This window comes from Spirosoma daeguense, from assembly GCF_054776875.1.
Genome location: NZ_BAAHBF010000011.1, coordinates 142859 through 163469, shown reverse-complemented (window position 1 = coordinate 163469; position 20611 = coordinate 142859). Strand labels below are relative to the sequence as shown.

The 20611-nt window shown below is 47.1% G+C and carries 18 protein-coding genes; 14 read left to right on the top strand and 4 right to left on the bottom strand.

Annotation, left to right across the window (positions count from 1 at the left end):
- The 4 genes from ACYVD4_RS29905 (at nt 1) to ACYVD4_RS29890 (ending at nt 4499) form a co-directional block, all read left to right on the top strand.
- The gene (locus ACYVD4_RS29905) at nt 1–1101 is read left to right on the top strand and encodes an efflux RND transporter periplasmic adaptor subunit (RefSeq protein WP_460951880.1); all 1101 of its coding nucleotides are present in this window, start codon (nt 1–3) and stop codon (nt 1099–1101) included.
- Nucleotides 1101–2594, top strand: a complete 1494-nt coding sequence (locus ACYVD4_RS29900; RefSeq protein ID WP_460952159.1) for an efflux transporter outer membrane subunit — start codon at nt 1101–1103, stop codon at nt 2592–2594. Before ACYVD4_RS29905 ends, ACYVD4_RS29900 begins: the two co-directional genes overlap by 1 nt.
- A 136-nt stretch (nt 2595–2730) precedes the next feature.
- The gene (locus ACYVD4_RS29895; RefSeq protein WP_460951878.1) at nt 2731–3804 is read left to right on the top strand and encodes a mannose-1-phosphate guanylyltransferase; all 1074 of its coding nucleotides are present in this window, start codon (nt 2731–2733) and stop codon (nt 3802–3804) included.
- 101 nt (nt 3805–3905) lie between these two features.
- Entirely contained in the window at nt 3906–4499 is a 594-nt protein-coding gene (locus tag ACYVD4_RS29890) for a hypothetical protein (RefSeq protein ID WP_460951876.1), read from the top strand.
- Between the two features lie 12 nt (nt 4500–4511).
- Here the strand turns inward: ACYVD4_RS29890 and thiL are convergent, their stop codons facing one another.
- Together thiL and ACYVD4_RS29880 are read right to left on the bottom strand one after the other, a co-directional pair.
- Nucleotides 4512–5528 carry a thiamine-phosphate kinase gene (gene thiL / locus ACYVD4_RS29885; RefSeq protein ID WP_460951875.1) on the bottom strand — a complete coding sequence of 339 codons (1017 nt, stop codon included), beginning with the start codon at nt 5526–5528 and terminating at the stop codon, nt 4512–4514.
- Between the two features lie 155 nt (nt 5529–5683).
- Nucleotides 5684–6130: a hypothetical protein gene (locus ACYVD4_RS29880; RefSeq protein ID WP_460951873.1), complete on the bottom strand. Its 447-nt coding sequence runs from the start codon at nt 6128–6130 to the stop codon at nt 5684–5686.
- Between the two features lie 106 nt (nt 6131–6236).
- Here ACYVD4_RS29880 and ACYVD4_RS29875 point away from each other — a divergent pair, with 106 nt between their 5' ends.
- From ACYVD4_RS29875 to ACYVD4_RS29865, 3 genes are all read left to right on the top strand, one after another.
- Nucleotides 6237–6473: a cytochrome b5 domain-containing protein gene (locus ACYVD4_RS29875; RefSeq protein ID WP_460951872.1), complete on the top strand. Its 237-nt coding sequence runs from the start codon at nt 6237–6239 to the stop codon at nt 6471–6473.
- Between the two features lie 75 nt (nt 6474–6548).
- Nucleotides 6549–7394 carry a BadF/BadG/BcrA/BcrD ATPase family protein gene (locus ACYVD4_RS29870; RefSeq protein ID WP_460951870.1) on the top strand — a complete coding sequence of 282 codons (846 nt, stop codon included), beginning with the start codon at nt 6549–6551 and terminating at the stop codon, nt 7392–7394.
- A 204-nt stretch (nt 7395–7598) separates the two neighbouring features.
- Nucleotides 7599–8669, top strand: coding sequence for a 2Fe-2S iron-sulfur cluster-binding protein (locus ACYVD4_RS29865; RefSeq protein WP_460951869.1), 1071 nt, complete (start codon nt 7599–7601; stop codon nt 8667–8669).
- A gap of 75 nt (nt 8670–8744) precedes the next feature.
- Here the strand turns inward: ACYVD4_RS29865 and ACYVD4_RS29860 are convergent, their stop codons facing one another.
- Entirely contained in the window at nt 8745–11012 is a 2268-nt protein-coding gene (locus tag ACYVD4_RS29860; RefSeq protein ID WP_460951868.1) for a M56 family metallopeptidase, read from the bottom strand.
- A 72-nt stretch (nt 11013–11084) separates the two neighbouring features.
- Entirely contained in the window at nt 11085–11459 is a 375-nt protein-coding gene (locus tag ACYVD4_RS29855) for a BlaI/MecI/CopY family transcriptional regulator (RefSeq protein ID WP_460951866.1), read from the bottom strand.
- A 300-nt stretch (nt 11460–11759) separates the two neighbouring features.
- Here ACYVD4_RS29855 and ACYVD4_RS29850 point away from each other — a divergent pair, with 300 nt between their 5' ends.
- The 7 genes from ACYVD4_RS29850 (at nt 11760) to asnB (ending at nt 20577) form a co-directional block, all read left to right on the top strand.
- Nucleotides 11760–13493: a M3 family oligoendopeptidase gene (locus ACYVD4_RS29850; RefSeq protein WP_460951864.1), complete on the top strand. Its 1734-nt coding sequence runs from the start codon at nt 11760–11762 to the stop codon at nt 13491–13493.
- 123 nt (nt 13494–13616) lie between these two features.
- Nucleotides 13617–13895 carry a hypothetical protein gene (locus ACYVD4_RS29845; protein WP_460951862.1) on the top strand — a complete coding sequence of 93 codons (279 nt, stop codon included), beginning with the start codon at nt 13617–13619 and terminating at the stop codon, nt 13893–13895.
- 219 nt (nt 13896–14114) lie between these two features.
- The gene (locus ACYVD4_RS29840) at nt 14115–15188 is read left to right on the top strand and encodes an NAD-dependent epimerase/dehydratase family protein (RefSeq protein WP_460951860.1); all 1074 of its coding nucleotides are present in this window, start codon (nt 14115–14117) and stop codon (nt 15186–15188) included.
- A 42-nt stretch (nt 15189–15230) separates the two neighbouring features.
- Nucleotides 15231–16202 (top strand): GDP-mannose 4,6-dehydratase, encoded by a 972-nt coding sequence (locus ACYVD4_RS29835; RefSeq protein WP_460951859.1) that lies wholly within the window; start codon nt 15231–15233, stop codon nt 16200–16202.
- Nucleotides 16196–17671, top strand: coding sequence for a hypothetical protein (locus tag ACYVD4_RS29830; RefSeq protein WP_460951858.1), 1476 nt, complete (start codon nt 16196–16198; stop codon nt 17669–17671). The genes ACYVD4_RS29835 and ACYVD4_RS29830 overlap by 7 nt, the downstream gene beginning before the upstream one ends.
- A gap of 10 nt (nt 17672–17681) precedes the next feature.
- Nucleotides 17682–18644: a glycosyltransferase family 2 protein gene (locus ACYVD4_RS29825; RefSeq protein ID WP_460951857.1), complete on the top strand. Its 963-nt coding sequence runs from the start codon at nt 17682–17684 to the stop codon at nt 18642–18644.
- A gap of 55 nt (nt 18645–18699) precedes the next feature.
- Nucleotides 18700–20577 (top strand): asparagine synthase (glutamine-hydrolyzing), encoded by a 1878-nt coding sequence (gene asnB / locus ACYVD4_RS29820; protein WP_460951855.1) that lies wholly within the window; start codon nt 18700–18702, stop codon nt 20575–20577.
- The last annotated feature ends 34 nt before the right edge of the window (nt 20578–20611 follow it).

Sequence of the window (20611 nt, the reverse complement as noted above, 5' to 3'; positions counted from 1 at the left end):
ATGAAACTGTTACGAATTGTTATTCCCCTCTTGGTGCTGATTGGCGCTTTTGTGTTTTTCGGGGTTCTGCCGCGCCTTCGCAATAAAGAGGAATTGCAAAAATCGGCCGAGGTAGAAAAAAATCGGGAACCGATTGTCAATGCGGTTCCGTTGAAAAATGCGTCTGATACAACTGGTCTGCTACTACCGGGGCAGATACAAGCATACCGGCAAACTTTTTTATATGCTCGTACACAGGGCTTTTTACGTCGGTGGTACGTCGATATTGGTGCTCAGGTAAAACAGGGGCAACTACTGGCCACTATCGATGTACCTGAGCTTGATCAGGATATTGCCCGCGCCAAAGCCGACCAGCAACTGGCCCAAACTAATCTTGACCGTCTGAAAAGCGTACAATTGCCTGGTGCAATCGCTACGCAGGACATCGACACACGTCAATCGGCGGTAGTGGTTGCTCAGGCAAACCTGAATCGATTGGAAGTGCTGAAAAACTTACAGCAGATTCGCGCGCCATTTACGGGCGTCATCACCAGCCGGAATGCCGAAAATGGTACGTTAGTATCGCCGGGTACCGGGCTGCCATTGTTCACTATTTCGGAGTTAGGAACACTACGTGTATTCGTTGATGTACCGCAAACGTATTTCCGCTACGTTAAAGTAGGCTTACCCGCTACGGTTATTATTCCTGAATTAAAAAATCAGCAATTCAGAGGAAAAGTGGTTCGTACATCGGGCGCACTACGTAACGATTCACGCACATTGCTGACCGAAGTAATGATACCCAACCCGAAACAGGAATTACCATCGGGCTTATATAGTCAGGTAAAATTCGATATGATCAGCAGTAAATCTCCCATTTTGATTCCGGCCAACGCTTTGCTGATAACGCCACAAGGCCCCAAAGTGGTGGTGGTTGATGCTGATCAGCGCGTTCGATTTGTTGCCATTACGTTAGGTCGCGATTATGGAACAACACTCGAGGCCTCAAGCGGATTAACCGGGCAGGAATACGTAGTAACAAATCCAAACGACCGTCTGCGCGATGGCCAGAAAGTTAGGCTGCGGAAACCCATGGCCGAAAAAAATGTAGCACGTCAATGATGAAATCTTTTGTTTATAGTTTGGGCATTTTTTTGTTTAGTTGTGTAGCACAGGCTCAAACTACGCCCGTTAATCCGCCCGCTGGTGCTGTTACCATTCAACCGGGAGCCAGTTCGCCAGTAGCGCCGGGAACCGTTCAACCCCAAAATGCAAATTCTCAACCAGTATCGGTTCAGTCGCCATCGTCGGCAACGATTATTACGCCAAACGGTGCAGTGCCAGCACTGACGCTCAGCGGTTTTCAGCGGTTTAACGATCCCTTGCTGGAATCACTCATTCAGCTTGGCCTTGATAACAGTCCGAACTTAAAAGCAGCAATAAGCCGACTGGAAGAAGCTCGGATTCGGGTAAAAGTAGCGCAATCATTTCTGTCGCCATCGCTTCGGAGTTCGGCACTTATCACAACGCAGAGTTTGTCGGAACATCGACCACTTACGATTCCGAACGCACCCGATCAATTACCTCGTTTCCAGTTAAATACATTCCAGCTTCTACCAATTGACGCGAGTTATGAAGTCGATCTGTTTAAACGAATTCGGAGTACAATTGCTGTAGCCGATTTGCAGGTGCAGGCAAGTCAGGCCGATTATCAGGCGTTCCGTCTCACGCTGGCCTCTGATATTGCCCGGACGTATCTGCTTATTCGCGGAAACGATAGTGAACAGGCTGTTTTCCGGCGTAATATTCAATCCCGCGATACTACGTTGTCGATTCTTCGCGAGCGTTTTCGAATTGGTTTAATCAATCAGATTGATGTTCAACGTGCCGAAACCGACTATGCAGGCTTGCAGGTAACCTTGAAAGGGCTCGAACGCGCACGTATCGAGTTGGTCAATAGCCTCGCGCAACTTTGTGCACAGGATTTAGGTCAGTTTTCGATTCCGACAGGTGCTTTACCCGCCCAAATTCCGGCTTATTCCTACAATAGTATATCGGTTGAACAAGTACAGCAACGGCCCGACTTAGTGCAGTTTAGTCGGCAAAATCAGATTGCTTCGGCGCAGATAACCGTTCAGCAGGCCAGTACACAGCCTCGTATCAATATTGTGGGTTCAGGCGGTCTTCTGGCCGGACGTATCGGGCAATGGTTTACGCCCGGAAGTGCTACGTATCTGTTGGGTGTCAACGCGTCCGTCCCATTGTATGAAGGTCATCGTGCCCGGCAGAACATCGCTCTTTCGAAACAGTTAGCGCAATCCAGTCAGCAGACGTATCTACAGGCGTTGCAAGTGGCGCAACGGGAAGCCGAAACAGCTTTGGATAACCTCACACTGCTACGTCAGCAAATTGATTTACAGGGCCAAACGTTGGCGTTAGCTCGTCGTACGGAACAATACAACCGAGAACTTTATGTTCGGGGACTTGCTACGTATCTGGAAGTACTCGACGCCCAACGTACCATTCTCACAGCTGAGCAGCAGTTAGTACAGCTTCGCAGTCAGGAAGCACAATTTTCGATAGCGCTGCTACGTGCCGTGGGTGGCGAGTACTAACGGTTCTGTACTACGTATCCGGTTGACTTGAGCTTGCAGATCGGATACGTAGCAGACTTTCGCTACTCCGTTAAATCGTAATTCATAACTCGTACCTCACAAATCAGTTAACTTTGTGAAAATTATCGACGTATAAATGAATAATACATATGTGGTTATTATGGCAGGAGGAGTCGGAACCCGGTTCTGGCCTTTCAGCCGCACCAGCTACCCCAAGCAATTTCACGACGTTCTCGGCACTGGCCGAACACTTCTACAACAAACCGCAGATCGTTTCAAAGGCATTTGCCCACCCGAAAATATTTATATCGTTACCAGTTCGCTTTACAAGGATCTCTGTCAGGAACAACTTCCGCAACTATCCGACGATCAGGTACTTTGTGAGCCTATTGCGCGAAATACCGCCCCCTGCATTGCCTACGCCTGCTATAAAATTGCCCAGCGTGATCCGCAGGCAAATATCGTAGTAGCCCCGGCCGACCATATCATTCTGAAGGAAGAAGAGTTTCAGCGGACCATCCAGACGGCGCTCGCAGCTACCCAAACCGATGACATTCTGGTTACGTTAGGCATTCAGCCCAGCCGACCTGATACGGGTTACGGGTATATCCAGTATATTCCAGAAGGTACTGGGCAACGTCCGTTAAAAGTAAAAACTTTTACGGAAAAGCCTCATCTTGAACTGGCACAGCAGTTTCTCGACAGTGGTGAGTTTGTGTGGAACGCGGGTATTTTCGTCTGGAATGTGAAGACGGTTATTCGGGCCTTTGAACAGTATTTACCGGAAGTGGCCGAAATTTTTGCCGAAGGTAAAGACGCTTATTACACGCCCGAAGAAAAAGCCTTTGTTGATAAAGCGTATTCGCTTACCAAAAGCATTTCCATCGATAATGGCGTGATGGAGAAAGCGAAAAATGTCTACGTAGTACTAAGCGAATTCGGCTGGTCGGATCTTGGCACGTGGAAGTCGCTTTATGAAGTGTCGGATAAAAACGAGGATTTGAATGTCATCGACGGTCACATTATTCTCTACGACACACGCAATTGCATTATCAAAACACCCAAAGATCGGCTGGTTGTTGTGAATGGTCTGGATGGGTATATCGTGGCCGAGTACGATAACGTATTGATGATCTGCCGGAAAGAAGAAGAACAGAAAGTGAAAAACTTTGTGGCCGACGCCAAAGAACGAGGCACGGAGTTTGTGTAGATAGATTAGGGCATCCCGACTCTTTTTCGGTTCGGGATGCCTTAATCAAGGCAATGGCAACCAATATTTGTTCGTTAGCCTTACGAACTGTGAACTGACTTGTGAAAAAAGTTTTCTACCTGAGCCTGACGTTATTCGTCATTAGTGTTCTTGGCGCATGTAAAGAGAATGGCCCGGCTTTTTCGCCCGGCGAAAGTGATGCACGTATCACAGGTACGTGGCAACTGGTCGAACGTCGGTATCAGAAAGATTCTACATATTCGTTTCAGACTATTAGTATTATAAACCGGACTCCAACCGATACTACGGTGACAACAATTGGTGGTACGTCGGTGAAATGGGATACCCTCATCACGCCAAATGGACCGACCTATTTCCGTCGCGATACGCTTTACGTTCGTCGCGATACGTCGTTCTATACAACACGTCGTTATCCAATCAATCAGCCACAAACTCTTACGTTCGATGCCACTGGGCTGCTTAGCGGTAGTGGTCCGGAAATGTCGTATTACTTTCCGATAAAGTATTACCGAATCGATAAAACCTATCCCGACAGTTTGTCGGTTGACTTTTTCATTACCACCAATAGCGCAAACGTACCTTCCCGTCAAGGTTTGTCGTTCCGAAAGGATACGTTAGTGCTACTTCCCCGTTGCGATCAGCCCTGTTATTCTAAATTTATAAGGGCTCGTTAGAAGCTCTTCACGCTACGTCCAGCCTTGTGCCCGAATGGGTGTCTGCTGGCCTGCTTTAGTGGCTAATACAATTTGATCTGGATTTTTTGTGAGATAACCGATGGCGGTAATACGTGCGTTGGTCGCCAGTTTTTCGTATTCCTGCGGACGTACTGTAAACAACAATTCATAATCCTCTCCCCCATTCAGTGCAGCCGTAACCGGGCTAATCTTAAACTCATCGGCAGCCAGATAAGCCTGATCATCAATAGGAATGTTTTCATCGAAAATAACAGCGCCCGTTCCCGACTGGCGACAAAGGTGCAATAGTTCCGAAGCCAACCCATCCGAAACATCGATCATGGATGTTGGCCGAATACCCAGATCGCGCAATTCATGAACAACGTCGGTTCGGGCATCTGGACGGAGTTGCCGCTGCATCAAATACGCTCGCTCTTCCGATAAGCCGGGCTGCATATTTGGGTCGGCCATGAATACCTGTTTTTCCCGTTCCAGCAATTGTAATCCCAGATAAGCCGCGCCCAGATCGCCCGTTACGCACACTACGTCGTCGGGTTGAGCGGTGTTTCGATACGTAATCAACGACTTGGGCACCTTCCCCAACACTGAAACGGATATGATCAATCCAGAGCGCGACGACGTAGTATCGCCCCCCACCAAATCGACATTATAGGCTTCACAGGCGGCTCGGATGCCTTCGTAGAGTTCATCGATAGCTTCGACCGGAAACCGGCTGCTCAGTCCAATACTAACGGTTATCTGTAAAGGTAGTCCGTTCATAGCGGCAATATCCGATACGCCAAACGTAACGGCTTTATAGCCCAGATGCTTCAACGGTACGTAAGTCAGATCGAAATGAATTCCTTCGACAAGCATATCGGTAGTCAGCAATCCATAATCGGTTACCCAGTCGAATACAGCCGCATCATCGCCAATGCCGTATATAGTTTCGGGATGAGTGGGTGCTGGAGTTGCTGTCTTTATGCGTTCGATCAGGCCAATTTCGCCCAATGTGTTAAGATCTGTCATGGTAAATCAAGAATGAATGATGGTCAATGAATAATGCTTTTCAGAAATAAGCTAGAGAGTTAATCCAGCCGTTCTTCATTATACATTATCCATTAAAAAAGCCGTTCCGATTGATTTACGGAACGGCTTTTGGAGCAAATTGGTTTGCGTGGCTCTTACGGATTTGTCAGTGTGTACACATTCGTAGTGTTACCCGTTTTCTGGCTGGCCGTTGTCCGGGTGAGTTTCAAATTGGTATCGTCAACTAATTCAACATTGAACTCAATTGTGCCGTTTGTACCTGTAGGTTGTGGGTTCAAATTACTCAGCACAAGGCGCGTATCAGACGGTACGGTATATTGACCAACAAATGTATTTCCATCAAACTCGGTATACCGAACAGTAGGTGCTGCGCTTAAATCGAGTTTATAACTGGCATAGTTTCGAACGTTGCTCGTAGCTCCCCGTGTATATACCGTTGAACTATTTTCATCCACTTTGTTAGCTGTCCAAACTTTAGCGATACGTTCCGAGACGGGGGCAACAGCTTTACTCTTACAACCAGTAAACACACTCACCAACGTTGCAACCGCCAAAAAAGCAGTAAAATGAATCTTTTTCATAATCAATCTATACATAGAACCAGTAGTGGCTAAAGTTACGCTAATTTTGTTGTTCTGCGCAAAAAACGCAAGCTGAATAATTCACCCATTTGACTAAACGGTTGCCATGAATTCTGTCGCTGTATTTACCCGTTCTCAGTTGGCACTACGTAACGGACAAGACCGCGATGAAATCTGGTGTGCGTACCAGGGACTCATATACGACGTTTCCAGCTCACGACTATGGCGCAATGGTCATCATTACGAACATTGGGCGGGTCAGGATTTAACCGACGAACTTCCTGATGCGCCACATACCAACAGTGTTTTTCAGCGATTTCCGGTAGTAGGCAAACTTATTTAACGTTACAGTTTTTTTGGTTTATCGTTTAGCTATTCTGGCAAACGTACTGAAACCAGAAACATAAACTCTTTTCTTATGCTTCTCATCGCCGATAGCGGCTCTACAAAAACAGACTGGCGATTAATTGACACGCAGGATCGGGCTGATGCTATTCAAACGGATGGCTTTAACCCTTATTATCAGACAACCGAGCAAATGGTTGCTACGTTACAAGCACAATTGGTGCCACAACTTCAAAGCGACGCCGTAACAGATGTTTTTTTCTACGGAACCGGATGCACCGGTGACACGGTCAACTACATTGTTTCGGATGCGCTACGTGCCGTATTGCCTAACGTAGCGACGGTTTCGGTGAATAGCGATATGCTGGGAGCGGCCCGAGGAGCGGCTCAGCATGAACCCGGAATCGTCTGTATTCTGGGAACCGGTTCGAATGCCTGCTGTTACGATGGCAATCAGATTGTTCGTGGTATTCAGTCGCTGGGTTTCTGGCTGGGCGATGAAGGAAGTGGTGGTTATCTGGGCAAAACGCTGGTACGTGACTATTTTCAACAACGGCTACCCGACGATCTACGTAGTGCTTTCCAGAGTCGGTATAATCTTGACCGCCCGACGTTGCTCGAAAATGCGTATCAAAAACCTTATCCAAACCGATACTTCGCGTCGTTCACGCCGTTTTTATCCGAACATCTTACACATCCCTATATCAGTCAGCTAGTTACCGACGCATTCGTTTTGTTTCTGACTACGTATGTTCGACGGTTTCCGGAAGCTGAGCAATGGCCTGTTCATTTTGTAGGATCAATTGCGCACTATTTTGCTACGTTACTGGAATCGGCAATAACGCAAACGCAGTTGACTATGGGCCGAATCCTCAAAGCGCCTGTGGAACAATTGATTGAATTTCACAAAAATGGGTAAGTTCCCACAGTTCACTCGTAACTTTGCCGACGGTACGTTATACAGTTATGAGGTTGTATTGTTATAAAGTTGTAGAGTTAGTTGTTTCGTTTCACTCTTGATTTTGATCCGGCAGGAACTATATAACCTTATAACTCTACAACTTTATAACAATACAACTTTACAACCCCAAAACTGCCAACGTTTACAATCTGAAGAAAAGGAATGGCAAATCGGTATTTTTTGAAAGTAAAAGACGTCGTTCGTGAAACGGCCGACGCTGTAACGATAAGTTTCTGGCACCCCATCAACGAAGAAGTACGGTATCAGCCCGGTCAGTTTTTAACGTTTCTACTCACTATTGACGGGCAAAAAATTCGCCGGTCGTATTCGATGGCGTCGTCACCCCATGTCGACGTATCTCTATCGGTTTCGGTGAAACGGGTGCCTGGTGGCCTTGCTTCGAATTATCTGTGCGACCGTATCAAATCGGGCGATATTCTGGAGACGCTGGAACCAATGGGCACCTTCGTTCCGAAACTTGAGCCACAGGGGCATCGTACACTGGTGTTGATTGGTGCAGGCAGTGGTATTACTCCTTTATTTTCGATGGCAAAATCGGCCCTGCATGTGGAGCCCAATAGCCGGGTTTGGCTCATTTACGGTAACCGAAACCAAAGCTCAATTATTTACAAGGCGCATCTGGACGCAATGGAGCAAGCTTATGGCCGCTCACGTTTTCAGGTAACGCACGTATTAAGCCAGCCTTCGGCCGGGTGGTCGGGTGCCGAAGGTCGATTAAATCAGCATTCGCTGGCTAAATTACTGGAACAACTTCCAGCTGCCGAACGTCAGAACGCCAGTTTTTATATGTGCGGCCCCGATGGTATGATGGCCGAAGCCCGGTCGGCTTTATCACTAATGGGGGTTTCAACCGAGCGAGTTCATAAGGAAAGTTTCGCCCATGCACCTGTCGCGGCTGGCGATGTGGTTGAAGAACCAATGACTGCTTCGGATTCGGGAACACCCGAAGTAACGGTTATCTACGAAGGCAGTGAATATAAATTTGCCGTGGCCCCGCATCAAACCATACTGGAAGCGGCACTGGATTTAGATATTGATTTACCGTACTCCTGTCAGGCAGGTATGTGTACGGCCTGTTTAGGGCGTTGTACGTCGGGCAAGGTAAAACTGGATGAGGAAGATGGCCTCTCCGAATCTGAACTGAAAGCGGGCTACGTACTCACCTGCGTAGCGCACCCGGTTGGGCCGAACGTAGTAATTGAAATCGAATAATGTATCCGTATAAAACACTACGTCCCGAATCATAATTAGTTGGTTCGGGACGTAGTGTTTTATACTTTTTCAAATTTACTCTGGTTTTGGTGCTTTCGCGGATTTCGATTTAACCCTTGGTTTCGTGGCTCGTGCAGGGGCAGCGGCTTCAACATCAGGCGCAATTGGTGCAATAGCGGCATCAAGTGGTGCAATGGCCTCTAGTGGTGGTGCCGGAAGTACAGGCTGTGCAGGATCTAATGGCGAAATAACACCTACTCTGGCTCTTGGCGATACGCTGGCTGGTCTGGGAGAACGAGGAGGTCGTGGAGTAGATCGCATCCAACGTGTTCGGGATGGTTTCACTTCTTCGCGCAACTGGTCAGCAGCCAACTCAAAAGCCTGGTCAGAATACATGTGATACAGGCGCTGACGGTCTAATTTTTCGTTCATACGATCCATCTGCTCCTGTAGTTGCATCGCTTCTTTTTCCAGCTTCTCCATCGGCAATCGGACATCCTGCATTTTCAGCCGAGCAGTTTCCAATTGCTTATTTAGCTCCTCAATACTAGTTTCCTGTGCCTTAATATCAGGCTCAAGGGCTGCTAGTTGTTTTTCTATTTCAGTCTGACTCAGTTTCTGTTTACTATCGTTGTTGAGCAGTTGATAGTGTTTTTCGATCAGTGCCTGACGTTGCTGTTCCAGCTTTTGTTTTCGCCACTCCAACACCTGTTGGCTACGTTCCGATTCTTCAATTGGGAACCGAAGTTTTTCCATCTGAGAATGTAAAGCCTCTACCTGTTTCGACCGCTCGGCCATAAGCTGGCTAACACTATCCATGTTACGTCGTTGAAGTGCCCGCAGTCGATCCAGCGAGTCGTTGGCAGGCAGTAGATGAGAAAGTGTTCTCATCGAATTATTCACCGTTACGTCAAGATCCACCTTAGCCAACTGCTCTAGTGTTTTATCAACATTTACTGATACGTTGTTAGTCACTGACGCAACAATATTGTCGTAGTCAATGTGCGATAAACCGTCCGCCAATGCAGTCATTCCGCCATCGAAAGCAGCATTCTTTTCAATGATGGTCAGCAGAATATCGCGGTCTGAGGCAGGAATAGCATCGAGCGATAATTTGCCAGCATTTACCTGATCTAATTCACGTTGTAACCTAGCAACACGGGCAGTCGTCAGTTTTCGACTTTTCCAGACAACGTAGCTAATCGTATGGCCATCAACCATTCCGTATTCCGAATTGCGGTCGATTTTATGCTTACGACTAGCTGGCTTTGGTTGGGTTGTTTTATTACGTACTGGCTTATCCTGTTTCTGCACGGCGTAGACCGATACACTCATCAGTAACAACGTAGCAAACGTAATACCGGCCAAACTACTGTTTGAAATAAATGGACGACTGGGGGCACCTAACATTCGCCGAACCCGGTGTAACAAATGCTGTTTTTTCGATGCGAGCGCCATCCCCAAAACGGGTGTATTCGCTACTTGCATCAGCCGTAACTCTTCTACACGAGCAAGCGCCTGTGCCAGAATATGCCCGTTACCCCCACAGATTTGTACAGCCAGATCATCACAGCAATGTTCCCGTTCTTCGCGAACACGTGCCGAAAGCCACCAAAGAGCCGGATGGAAGAAATACAGTACTTCAACAACCGATTGCAGCAAATTGACCGCGTAATCGTGCCGTTTAATGTGGGCCAATTCATGCGCCAGAACAGCCTCTACCTCACGCGGTGTCAGATGAGACAACAAACCAATGGGAATTAGAACCACTGGTTTCAAGACGCCAACTACCATCGGAACCGTAATATGTGCCGAATCCATCACGCGTATAGCCGAACGAATAGCCATTGACGAACGTAGCTGACTAACCAGTTGCTTACAGGCTACCGATACCGTCGGCGTAGCGGTGTTGGTCAACCGCTGTAAATACAGCCATCCACCGGCAAGCCTCAACCCAAACAACGTAACGCCAATCAGATATACCAGTACAAACTCAGTTAAATGCATCTGCAAAAATTGCTGAAATTGATGCGTCCACGAAAGGGTCTGCGAAGCTGTCTGCCAACGAATTAGCATGGCCTGCTGCGATAGAGAACCGGATAAAAGCGGTTGCGTCGCTACGTCGGGTTTATAATACCAAAGGAACGTAGCACCTGACGCCAGCACTTGTGCCAGCAAGGTAAAGACGCTAATTTGATACCGTAAATTACTTGATTTGTTACGTAGCAGATGAAGCATAACCGCTATGGGTAGCACCAGCGCAAAACCTTGCCAGATGGCATGGAGCAACGTCCAGCCCAACGCATCGACTACTGAATTTGGCAAAAACTTAAAAGCGTTCATGAGTTATAGGAAAATGTTGTTGTTAAGAAATTTCGAATAAATCAGGTATCAAAACAGAATGTATTTAATCCTTCAATCAGCGGAATCCCGGTCCAGGTTGTTGAGCAATGCTTTGATCTCATCCAGCTCCTTCTGCGATGTTTTGTGTTGGCCAAGCACTTGCATCACCAGCTTCGAGGCCGACCCGCGAAAAGCTGTTTCTACAAAACGATCGACCAGATTACGTTGAATATCTTCCTCCTGCACAGCCGCCGTGTATGTATGCGAGCGAGCATCTTCCTCGCGGGTGAGTAGTCCTTTTTCATACATAATCTGCATCAGTTTCAGCGCGGTTGTATAGCCAATATCACGACTTTGGCTCAGCGTTTCGTGCACTTGCCGTACTGTGCTAGGGCCATTTGCCCAAAGCACATGTAGTATTTCCAGTTCAGCATCTGTTGGTTTCATAATCTATCTACGAAGATCTTCGTAGCAAACATATACGAACAATTTCGTAGATACAAATTTCTGAACAAAAAATTTATGAGAACCTTTAGTAAGAAGCTGTTGAGCGGCTATTATGCTATTTTTGCACCCTGACCGAAAATCAGTTTTCAATTACAACAACTTGACGATCGAAAGGGCCCCAACAGTCTCTGGCTGTTGGAGTTGCGAAAGCAACTAATCAGATAACCATAACTGACAGCCAGAGACTGTCAGAGCCTTTTCGATGCCAAAGGACCTGGCGATTTTTCAACTCCAATACGAATGAATTCAAACGAAACATTAACCATTCCTACCCGTCCGAAGCGCCCATTCATCGGCGATAATCTGGTGTTAAAAAACTGGGACGATGTACAACCATTCTACGAAAATCTGCGTGAGCGACCTATTCAGACAGCCGACGAACTGCATCAGTGGCTGTTAGACCGGAGCGAACTGGAATCATATCTGTCCGAAGATTTTGCCTGGCGGTATATTCGAATGACATGCGATACGGCCAATGAAGAACTGGTGAATCAGTTGAATTTTTTCATTGCCGAAATTCAGCCGCCCATGACCGCGTTCGGCAATGATCTCGATCTGAAAGCCGTTCATAGCCCTTATTTAAGTCAGTTGACCGACGATGGCTACGACGTAATGGTACGTAGCATGAAGAAGGCTATCGAAATTTTTCGGGAAGAAAATATTCCGCTTCAGACTGAACTACAGACTGAAGAGCGAAAATACGGAGCCATTGTTGGAGCCATGACTGTTACGATTGACGGCCAGGAAATGACCCTCCCGGCCGCCAGCGACCGGATGCAATCGACCGACCGGGCCGTTCGTGAAGAAGCCTGGCGCAAAATCTGGGAACGTCGTTACGAAGACCATGAAACACTCGACCAATTGTTCGACCGGCTGCGCACGCTACGTCACCAGATAGCCACAAATGCGGGTTTTGAAAATTTTCGCGATTATTCGTTCGCATCGCTGGGCCGGTTCGATTATACGCCACAGGATTGCTTTAATTTTCATGAATCAGTAGCCAAGTCGGTTGTGCCATTGCTAAACGAGATTGCCCAGCAACGCAAGCAACGACTAAATGTAGATCCGCTACGTCCGTGGGACGCTAAAGTCGACGTAGAAGGGCGTCCTGCGTTGAAGCCATTTGCTACGGGTGGCGAACTACTCGAAAAAACCATTACGTGTTTCGACCGGCTCGACAAAGAATTGGGTGACGACCTACGTATCATGCGGGCTATGGGTCATCTTGACCTCGAATCGCGGAAAGGCAAAGCACCCGGTGGCTACAACTACCCGCTCGAGGAAATTGGCGTACCGTTTATTTTCATGAACGCTACGTCGAGTCTGCGCGATCTGGTAACAATGGTACACGAAGGAGGCCACGCTGTGCATTCGTTTTTAACGCGCGATTTACCCTTGAAAGCCTTTCGGAATCCGCCGATGGAAGTGGCCGAATTAGCGTCGATGAGCATGGAATTACTGTCGATGGATCATTGGGACGTGTTTTTCGAAAATGAAGATGAGCTACGTCGGGCGAAACTCCAGCATCTGGAATCAATTATCGAAACCCTTCCTTGGGTAGCCACTATTGATAAGTTTCAGCACTGGATTTACGAAAACCCAGCCCATACCGACGCCGAACGTCGCGAACATTGGCTACAGATTTATGAGCAGTTTGCCGATTCGGTTACGAACTGGGACGGTTTCGCTTATTACAAAGAATATATCTGGCAGCGGCAGCTTCATCTGTATGAAGTTCCGTTCTATTATATCGAGTACGGTATTGCGCAGTTGGGGGCAATTGGCGTCTGGCGGAACTATCGTAACGATGCAAAAGCAGGACTGGAGGGATATAAGAACGCGTTACGTTTAGGCTATAAAGCGCCCATTCGTGAAATCTACGCTGCGGCCAACGTACCATTCGATTTTTCACGTGCACACATTCAGGAACTTATGCAGTTTGTGTGGGACGAAATCCAGAAACTAAGCCGTTAATGACCTAAAAATTTGCCAACTTTTGGCAAGTTGCTTCGTCCGAAGTAAAAAAACTACCCATTAACGACGGTCGACTAACGACTCTTTCTTATTTTTGCCGAATCAATTCGTAACCAAAGAGCTATGAAGCGCGTACTGCATATAAGTTTACTGGCAGCCATGGTAATGTCATTGGCTTCCTGTGACTACCAGAAATACAACTCAGTTCGTCAGAAAGATTACCGGGCACAGGATTATAGCTCGACCTATCGTGCCGGTGATCCGGAAGTATACGGTCTTGGAAAAGATTCGGTGGCTGTTCAGTCGAAATATAAATATACTGCTGATCCAAATCTGGATGCCAAAGCCGAAGCGATTCGCAAAAAATTATATGGTCCAGGCAATACAACGCAAAGTCTGTAGGCCATTGGATAAATTATAGAAAAGCGGTGGATCAACGTATACGCGTCGATTCACCGCTTTTTTGGCGCCTGACCGTACACTAAAAGCGGCCTAAATGTTGGGCAAAGCAACTGAACAAACGCACTATGCGTCTGTTTTTTGTGTTACTTTGTTCGGTCAAGCTGCTCTGCAAAAGAGTATTATTTGAATAGGCAAGTAGCTATATACGCGAAAAACACGATGAAAATTGCATTAGTTACAGGTTCAGCGGGTCTAATAGGCAGCGAAGCGGTTTCTTTCTTTGCCGACAAATTTGACCTTGTAATTGGTATTGATAATAATATGCGACAGTACTTCTTCGGTGCTGATGGTTCAACCGAATGGAACCGGAACCGATTGAACGAAACATATACAAACTATCAACACCGCACAGCCGATATTCGGGAAGTATCCCAACTGGAGCCAATTTTTCAGGAATTTGGCACTGATATCAAACTGGTACTCCACGCAGCAGCCCAACCCAGCCACGACTGGGCCGCTCGTGAGCCGTTCACCGATTTTGGCGTAAATGCTGTCGGTACGCTCAATATGCTGGAAATGACACGTCTGCATAGCCCAGAAGCTGTCTTTATTTTCACATCGACAAATAAAGTTTATGGCGACAACCCTAACTTTTTGCCGCTGATCGAAACAGAAACGCGCTGGGAAATCGACCAGAACCACCCTTATTTTGCGAATGGTATCGATGAGCACATGAGCCTCGACCATACTAAACACTCAGTTTTCGGCGCGTCGAAAGTAGCGGCTGATATTATGGTGCAGGAATACGGTCGTTATTTCGGAATGAATACGGGTGTTTTCCGGGGAGGTTGCTTAACTGGCCCAAACCACTCCGGCGCTCAATTGCACGGCTTCCTGTCGTATCTGATGAAGTGCGCTATTACAGGCAATCAATACACCATCTTCGGCTATAAAGGCAAACAGGTTCGCGATAACATCCATAGCTGGGATTTGGTGAATATGTTCTGGCATTTCTATCAGAACCCACGTCCGGGCGAAGTTTACAACGCCGGTGGTGGTCGTCATGCGAACTGCTCAATGCTAGAAGCCATTGCACTATGTGAAGAGATTTCGGGGAACAAAATGAATTACCAATACTCCGAAACCAACCGCAGTGGCGACCATATCTGGTATATTTCAGATTTGACCAAATTCAAACAACACTATCCAACCTGGGACTGGACATTCAATCTGAAAGAAACCATGGTCCAGATTCACGATAGTATGGCTGCCCGACTGGCACCAACGACCTAAGCAAAGTCAGCCTTAACTGGCTGCAACTCATTTAAGCTAAAGATGGCAACTTCTTCCCATTTTTTGATTACGGGCTGTGCGGGTTTTATTGGTAGCCACCTTACGGAGCGATTATTAAATTCAGGATATCGTGTTACCGGTGTCGACAATTTCGATACGTTTTATGCACGTCAGTATAAAGAGCGAAATCTCTCACTGGCGCGGCAGAACCCAAACTTCTCGTTTGTTGAAGCCGACATCCGGCAAACTGACTGGTTAGCCAGTTTAGATACTGGTATTGATACGATAATTCACCTGGCCGGTAAAGCTGGTGTACGCCCGTCTATTGATCAGCCTGCCGACTATATTTCTACCAACATTGTTGGTACGCATAACCTCCTGGAGTGGATGCGTGCCAATAATGTTAGTAAAATGGTTTTTGCCTCGTCATCGTCGGTATACGGCAACAACGAAAAAATTCCGTTTAGCGAATCCGATAGTGTTGATAATCCGATTTCACCATATGCGTTTACCAAAAAAGCCTGCGAGCTGATGAACCACAGCTACCATCATCTGTATGGTATGGGAATCATCAACCTTCGCTTTTTCACGGTTTATGGCGAACGGCAACGGCCCGATCTGGCCATTCATAAGTTTGTGCGGATGATGGCCAACAATGAACCCATCACGATGTATGGTATGGGCGATACGTCGCGCGATTATACTTACGTGAATGACATTGTCGACGGCATCGTGGCATCTGTAAACTATTTAAACGAGCATCCACAGGCATTCGAAACGGTTAATCTCGGCAACCAAAGCCCCGTTACGTTGCAACAACTGGTCGATACGTTGTATAGGCTGATGGAGAAAGAGCCGCAAATTATCAATCTGCCCAAGCAGGCTGGTGATGTGGAGCGTACGTTTGCCGACGTATCGAAAGCTAGCAGCCTGCTTGGTTATCAGCCTCGCGTACCACTGGAAGAAGGCTTGAGCCGCTTTGTAGCCTGGTACAAAAAGGAGCAGTCATGCTAAAAAAAATTCTGGCGCATCGCTGGTTGGCTCCTCTTTTCTGGATAACGATTGCTCTACTCGTAAAAGGAGCCTTTTTTGGTTGGTACCTGACCCAAACCTACTACCACGATGTGCCCGGATTTTTAGGGCAAAGCAATGGTGATATGACCACCTACGTAACGCCTGTCGAACACCTGCTCATCACAGGCAGTTTCGACACGGGCGAACGTATGCCGGGATACCCCCTGCTTTACTACGTACTACGTAAGCTCATGAATCAGGCCGATGCCTGTAATGCGCTCATTTTTATCCAGCTAATCGTTTCCGCCATTTCGGTATATATACTGGGCCTTTGTGCGCAACGGTTATTCAAAAATGAACGGGCTTTTTACTGGGCTTATTTCATTTACCTGTTCAGTACGTTTGCCAGTATCTTCGACGCGTATTTCCTGACCGAAAGTTTGTCGGCTTCGGCATCCATTTTTTTTATACATGCCTGGCTCCGGTCTGAAGATAAGCGCCGTTGGGCATGGTTAGGTTTAGTAGTTAGCGGAGGCTGGTTAACCTGGTCTATTTTTCTGAAACCAGCCCATGCGCCCCTGCTGGCTATATTGCCGGCTATCTGGGGGTTACAATGGCTGAAAGGTCAGTTAAAATTCGGGCAAGTTGTTCGCTACAGTACGTTATTCCTGCTCCCCTTTTTCGTTGCCGACGGCGTCTGGACGCTACGTAACTACCGGCACTATCACGAATTTATTCCGCTGCTGAAAAATCCGTGGTATGCCGAAAGTGTTTGGCCAACGAATTATTTCGACATGATGGCCTTTTACCAGACCTACGGCGAAGATTATTCGTTCTGGTTTCCGAATACGGGCGTTCGCTGGATGCTGGGCTGGAAAAACGATGCCTTTATGCCGCCACTACGTTGGTACGTAAAAGAAGATTTAGGCCCTCCCCCCGAGTACGTCTACACGTCCAAATTCAATCGGGATTCAATTACGCATTTACGTAACCTGTATTACGAAACCGCAAATAACCCGAATTTGGATTCAACCCGACGGAAAGCGTACCACGCCGAGATTCATGAGAAGCTGGCTATATATACCAAGTCCGTTCAGGAAGAAAAGCCGTTCGTTTACTACGTTCGGGCACTTAGTCGCTACACCTTTACGTTCTTCAACGGGACTTGGGGGTATAATTTCCTAGACGATATTGTACCTGCCCAATGGCCCAGGTGGTTGCTTCGTGCCTATCACTACGTATTTATTTTATTGCCGGGCGTTGTCGGGCTGGCGTTACTCCTGATTCGTGGGCTCCGAAAAGAACCCAGATTACTAGCTGCACCGATGGCGATTGTAATTTGTACCCTTGTTTACGTAGTTATGCTTCGGCATCCGGAGACTCGTTATTTGGTACCGTTTTACCCATTTCTGGTTTTGAGCGCCGTTTGTACTTTTTTAAGCCTTCCAATGCTTAAATTTGTACGTTAATTATACAACTATGACGTATCTATCCGTAATACTGCCCATCTACAACGAAGCGAAGAGCATCCCGATCTTATTCGACGCGCTGGACGATGCTATTGGACAGTATGACTACGAGATTATTGCTATTAACGACGGTTCGAAAGACAATTCGTTTGCTGAGTTGCGTAAAATCTGCGCCCAGAACGATCGGGTAAAAGCTATAAACTTCAAGCGCAATTTTGGGCAGACATCAGCTATCAATGCGGGTATCCAGTACGCTTCAGGTGAAATCATTGTACTGATAGACAGTGATTTAGAGAATGATCCGCATGATATTCCGAAGCTAATCGAAAAACTGGACTCGGGCTACGACGTAGTAAGTGGCTGGCGTCAGGATCGCTGGGAGAAGGAGTTTCTAACCCGGAAACTTCCATCACGGATGGCCAACAAACTCATCAGCGCGATTTCAGGGGTGAAGCTACATGATTATGGCTGCACACTAAAAGCGTATCGTCGGGAGGTAATTAAAGATGTTATTCTATACGGACAAATGCACCGGTTCATTCCGGTTTATTGCACCTGGCAGGGTGGTAAGGTTACTGAAATGCCCGTTAGCTACCGTCCGCGTCAGTTCGGAAAAAGTAATTATGGCATTTTCCGAACCTATAAAGTGTTGCTTGATTTGGTGCTGATCAAGTTTCTGGACAAATACATGCAACGCCCGATTCACTTCTTTGGCGGAGCCGGTGTCCTATCTTTTTTAGTATCACTGGCAGCGGTTTTACTAGCGGCTTATTTTAAAATTACCGGCCAGAAAGATCTCGTTGAAACGCCATTGCCAACCATTGGGTCAATGTTTTTTATTGTCGGCATTCAACTGGTGCTGATGGGCGTATTGGCCGAGATTCTGATACGAACGTATTACGAATCTCAGAAAAAAATGCCGTATAGCGTAAAAGAAACGATCAACTTCGGTCAGACGTCTGAAGTAGTTTAAACATCAGTACGTCTACCAACCGAATCAACAAATTATACTTTAAAACTATAGGTCTATGTGTGGGATTGCGGGATTTATAGGACGTGGCAGTGAAGACGATTTGCTACGTATGATTCGTAAGCTACGCCATCGTGGCCCCGATTTTCAGGGTGGATGGTGGCAACCGGGCATTGGGCTCGGTCACGCGCGGCTGAGTATTCTTGATCTCAGCGACGTAGCGAATCAGCCATTTTTCAATCCTGACCAAAGCGTAGGTATCGTTTTCAATGGCGAGATTTATAATTTTCAGGAACTACGCGATGATCTCGAGAAGCTGAATAAATATACGTTCCGCACTACGTCTGATACGGAGGTTCTGCTTTATCTGTATGAAGAATACGGGGAAAAGCTGTTCGACCGAGTTAATGGGATGTTTGCCTTCGTTATTCACGATTTCAAACGGAAACGTAGCCTGCTCGCCCGCGACCGTATGGGCAAAAAACCGCTTTATTACAGCGTCGCTGGCGATACGTTGGTTTACGGTTCTGAACCGAAAGCGCTTCTGCAACATCCACTCGTTTCAAACGAAATTAGTCCGGATGCCATCAATGCCTATTTAACGTTCGAATACGTACCGACGCCCTATAGTATCTTCCGCGATATTCATAAGCTGGAGCCGGGGCAGTTCATGATTTTTGAGGAAGGACGTATCTCTAAACATGAGCCTTACTGGAATATTACGTTCAACCATCAACCTATTTCGTTTGACTCGGCTCTTGACCGTTTCGATGCGTTACTCGACGATGCAACCGCCAGTCGACTAGTGGCCGACGTACCGCTGGGCGTTTTTCTGAGTGGCGGCCTCGATAGTTCGGCAATAGCGTATTACGCGCAGAAGAATAGTAAAACTCCGATTAAAACGTTTTCCATCGGTTTTCAGGAGAAGTCATACGATGAAGCCACCTACGCTCGGGCGGTTGCCAAACATCTGGGTACCGATCACCATGAGAAAACCCTGACAGCGCAGGATTCGCTTGACCTGCTGCCCAACATTACCGATAAACTCGACGAGCCTTTTGCCGATGCGTCGATCATTCCAACTTATCTGCTTTCTCAGTTTACACGTGAGCAGGTAACCGTAGCGTTGGGGGGAGATGGCAGTGACGAATTACTGGCGGGTTATCCAACCTTTACGTCCGATTATGCGCGGGGTGTATACAGTCGGATGCCGCGTTTTGTACACGCGCTGGCTGGCCATGCCGCTGATTTGCTGCCTGTTAAAGATGACAATATCAGCTTTGACTTTAAGGTGAAGCAGTTCCTAAAAGGTTTTCAGGAAAAACCGGCTTACACGCACACGCTTTGGCTGGGCAGTTTTTCGCCTTCACAAAAACGGCAATTGCTGTCATCATCCGTGTTGAGTCAGGTTACTGATAAAACCGGAATGGGACTCATCGACAAGCACTTGTCTCAGTTGCCCGCTAATACTGATTCGTTCGACCAGACATCCTATATCTATTACCAGACGTATTTGCTGGATGATATTCTGACTAAGGTTGACCGGGCTAGTATGTATAATTCGCTGGAAGTTCGGGCGCCTTTCCTCGATTATCGGATTGTTGATTTTGCTAACAGCTTACCTGAGTCATATAAGCGCAAAGGGCTTTCAGGCAAATACATCCTAAAGACACTGATGCGGGGTAAAATTCCTGACGACATTATCGACCGCCCCAAGAAAGGATTCGGTATTCCGTTATCGCAGTGGCTACGTAACGAACTACGTCCACTTTGCGACGATTTGTTGTCAGAAGCATCGCTGAAACAGCATGGCCTTTTCAACTACGACTACGTAGCGAAACTTAAAAATGAACACTACGCGGGTAAACAGAATAATCGCAAACTACTCTGGACACTAATGGTATTTCAGCAGTGGTATAGACACTACGTTCAATAAAGAATGTTACAGGACTCATTGTAGCAGTAATTAG

Coding starts and splice junctions, on each gene's coding strand:
- ACYVD4_RS29905 (WP_460951880.1), top strand. CDS start 1: ATGAAACTGTTACGAATTGTTATTCCCCTCTTGGTGCTGATTGGCGCT.
- ACYVD4_RS29900 (WP_460952159.1), top strand. CDS start 1,101: ATGAAATCTTTTGTTTATAGTTTGGGCATTTTTTTGTTTAGTTGTGTA.
- ACYVD4_RS29895 (WP_460951878.1), top strand. CDS start 2,731: ATGAATAATACATATGTGGTTATTATGGCAGGAGGAGTCGGAACCCGG.
- thiL (WP_460951875.1), bottom strand. CDS start 5,528: ATGACAGATCTTAACACATTGGGCGAAATTGGCCTGATCGAACGCATA.
- ACYVD4_RS29880 (WP_460951873.1), bottom strand. CDS start 6,130: ATGAAAAAGATTCATTTTACTGCTTTTTTGGCGGTTGCAACGTTGGTG.
- ACYVD4_RS29875 (WP_460951872.1), top strand. CDS start 6,237: ATGAATTCTGTCGCTGTATTTACCCGTTCTCAGTTGGCACTACGTAAC.
- ACYVD4_RS29870 (WP_460951870.1), top strand. CDS start 6,549: ATGCTTCTCATCGCCGATAGCGGCTCTACAAAAACAGACTGGCGATTA.
- ACYVD4_RS29865 (WP_460951869.1), top strand. CDS start 7,599: ATGGCAAATCGGTATTTTTTGAAAGTAAAAGACGTCGTTCGTGAAACG.
- ACYVD4_RS29860 (WP_460951868.1), bottom strand. CDS start 11,012: ATGAACGCTTTTAAGTTTTTGCCAAATTCAGTAGTCGATGCGTTGGGC.
- ACYVD4_RS29855 (WP_460951866.1), bottom strand. CDS start 11,459: ATGAAACCAACAGATGCTGAACTGGAAATACTACATGTGCTTTGGGCA.
- ACYVD4_RS29850 (WP_460951864.1), top strand. CDS start 11,760: ATGAATTCAAACGAAACATTAACCATTCCTACCCGTCCGAAGCGCCCA.
- ACYVD4_RS29845 (WP_460951862.1), top strand. CDS start 13,617: ATGAAGCGCGTACTGCATATAAGTTTACTGGCAGCCATGGTAATGTCA.
- ACYVD4_RS29840 (WP_460951860.1), top strand. CDS start 14,115: ATGAAAATTGCATTAGTTACAGGTTCAGCGGGTCTAATAGGCAGCGAA.
- ACYVD4_RS29835 (WP_460951859.1), top strand. CDS start 15,231: ATGGCAACTTCTTCCCATTTTTTGATTACGGGCTGTGCGGGTTTTATT.
- ACYVD4_RS29830 (WP_460951858.1), top strand. CDS start 16,196: ATGCTAAAAAAAATTCTGGCGCATCGCTGGTTGGCTCCTCTTTTCTGG.
- ACYVD4_RS29825 (WP_460951857.1), top strand. CDS start 17,682: ATGACGTATCTATCCGTAATACTGCCCATCTACAACGAAGCGAAGAGC.
- asnB (WP_460951855.1), top strand. CDS start 18,700: ATGTGTGGGATTGCGGGATTTATAGGACGTGGCAGTGAAGACGATTTG.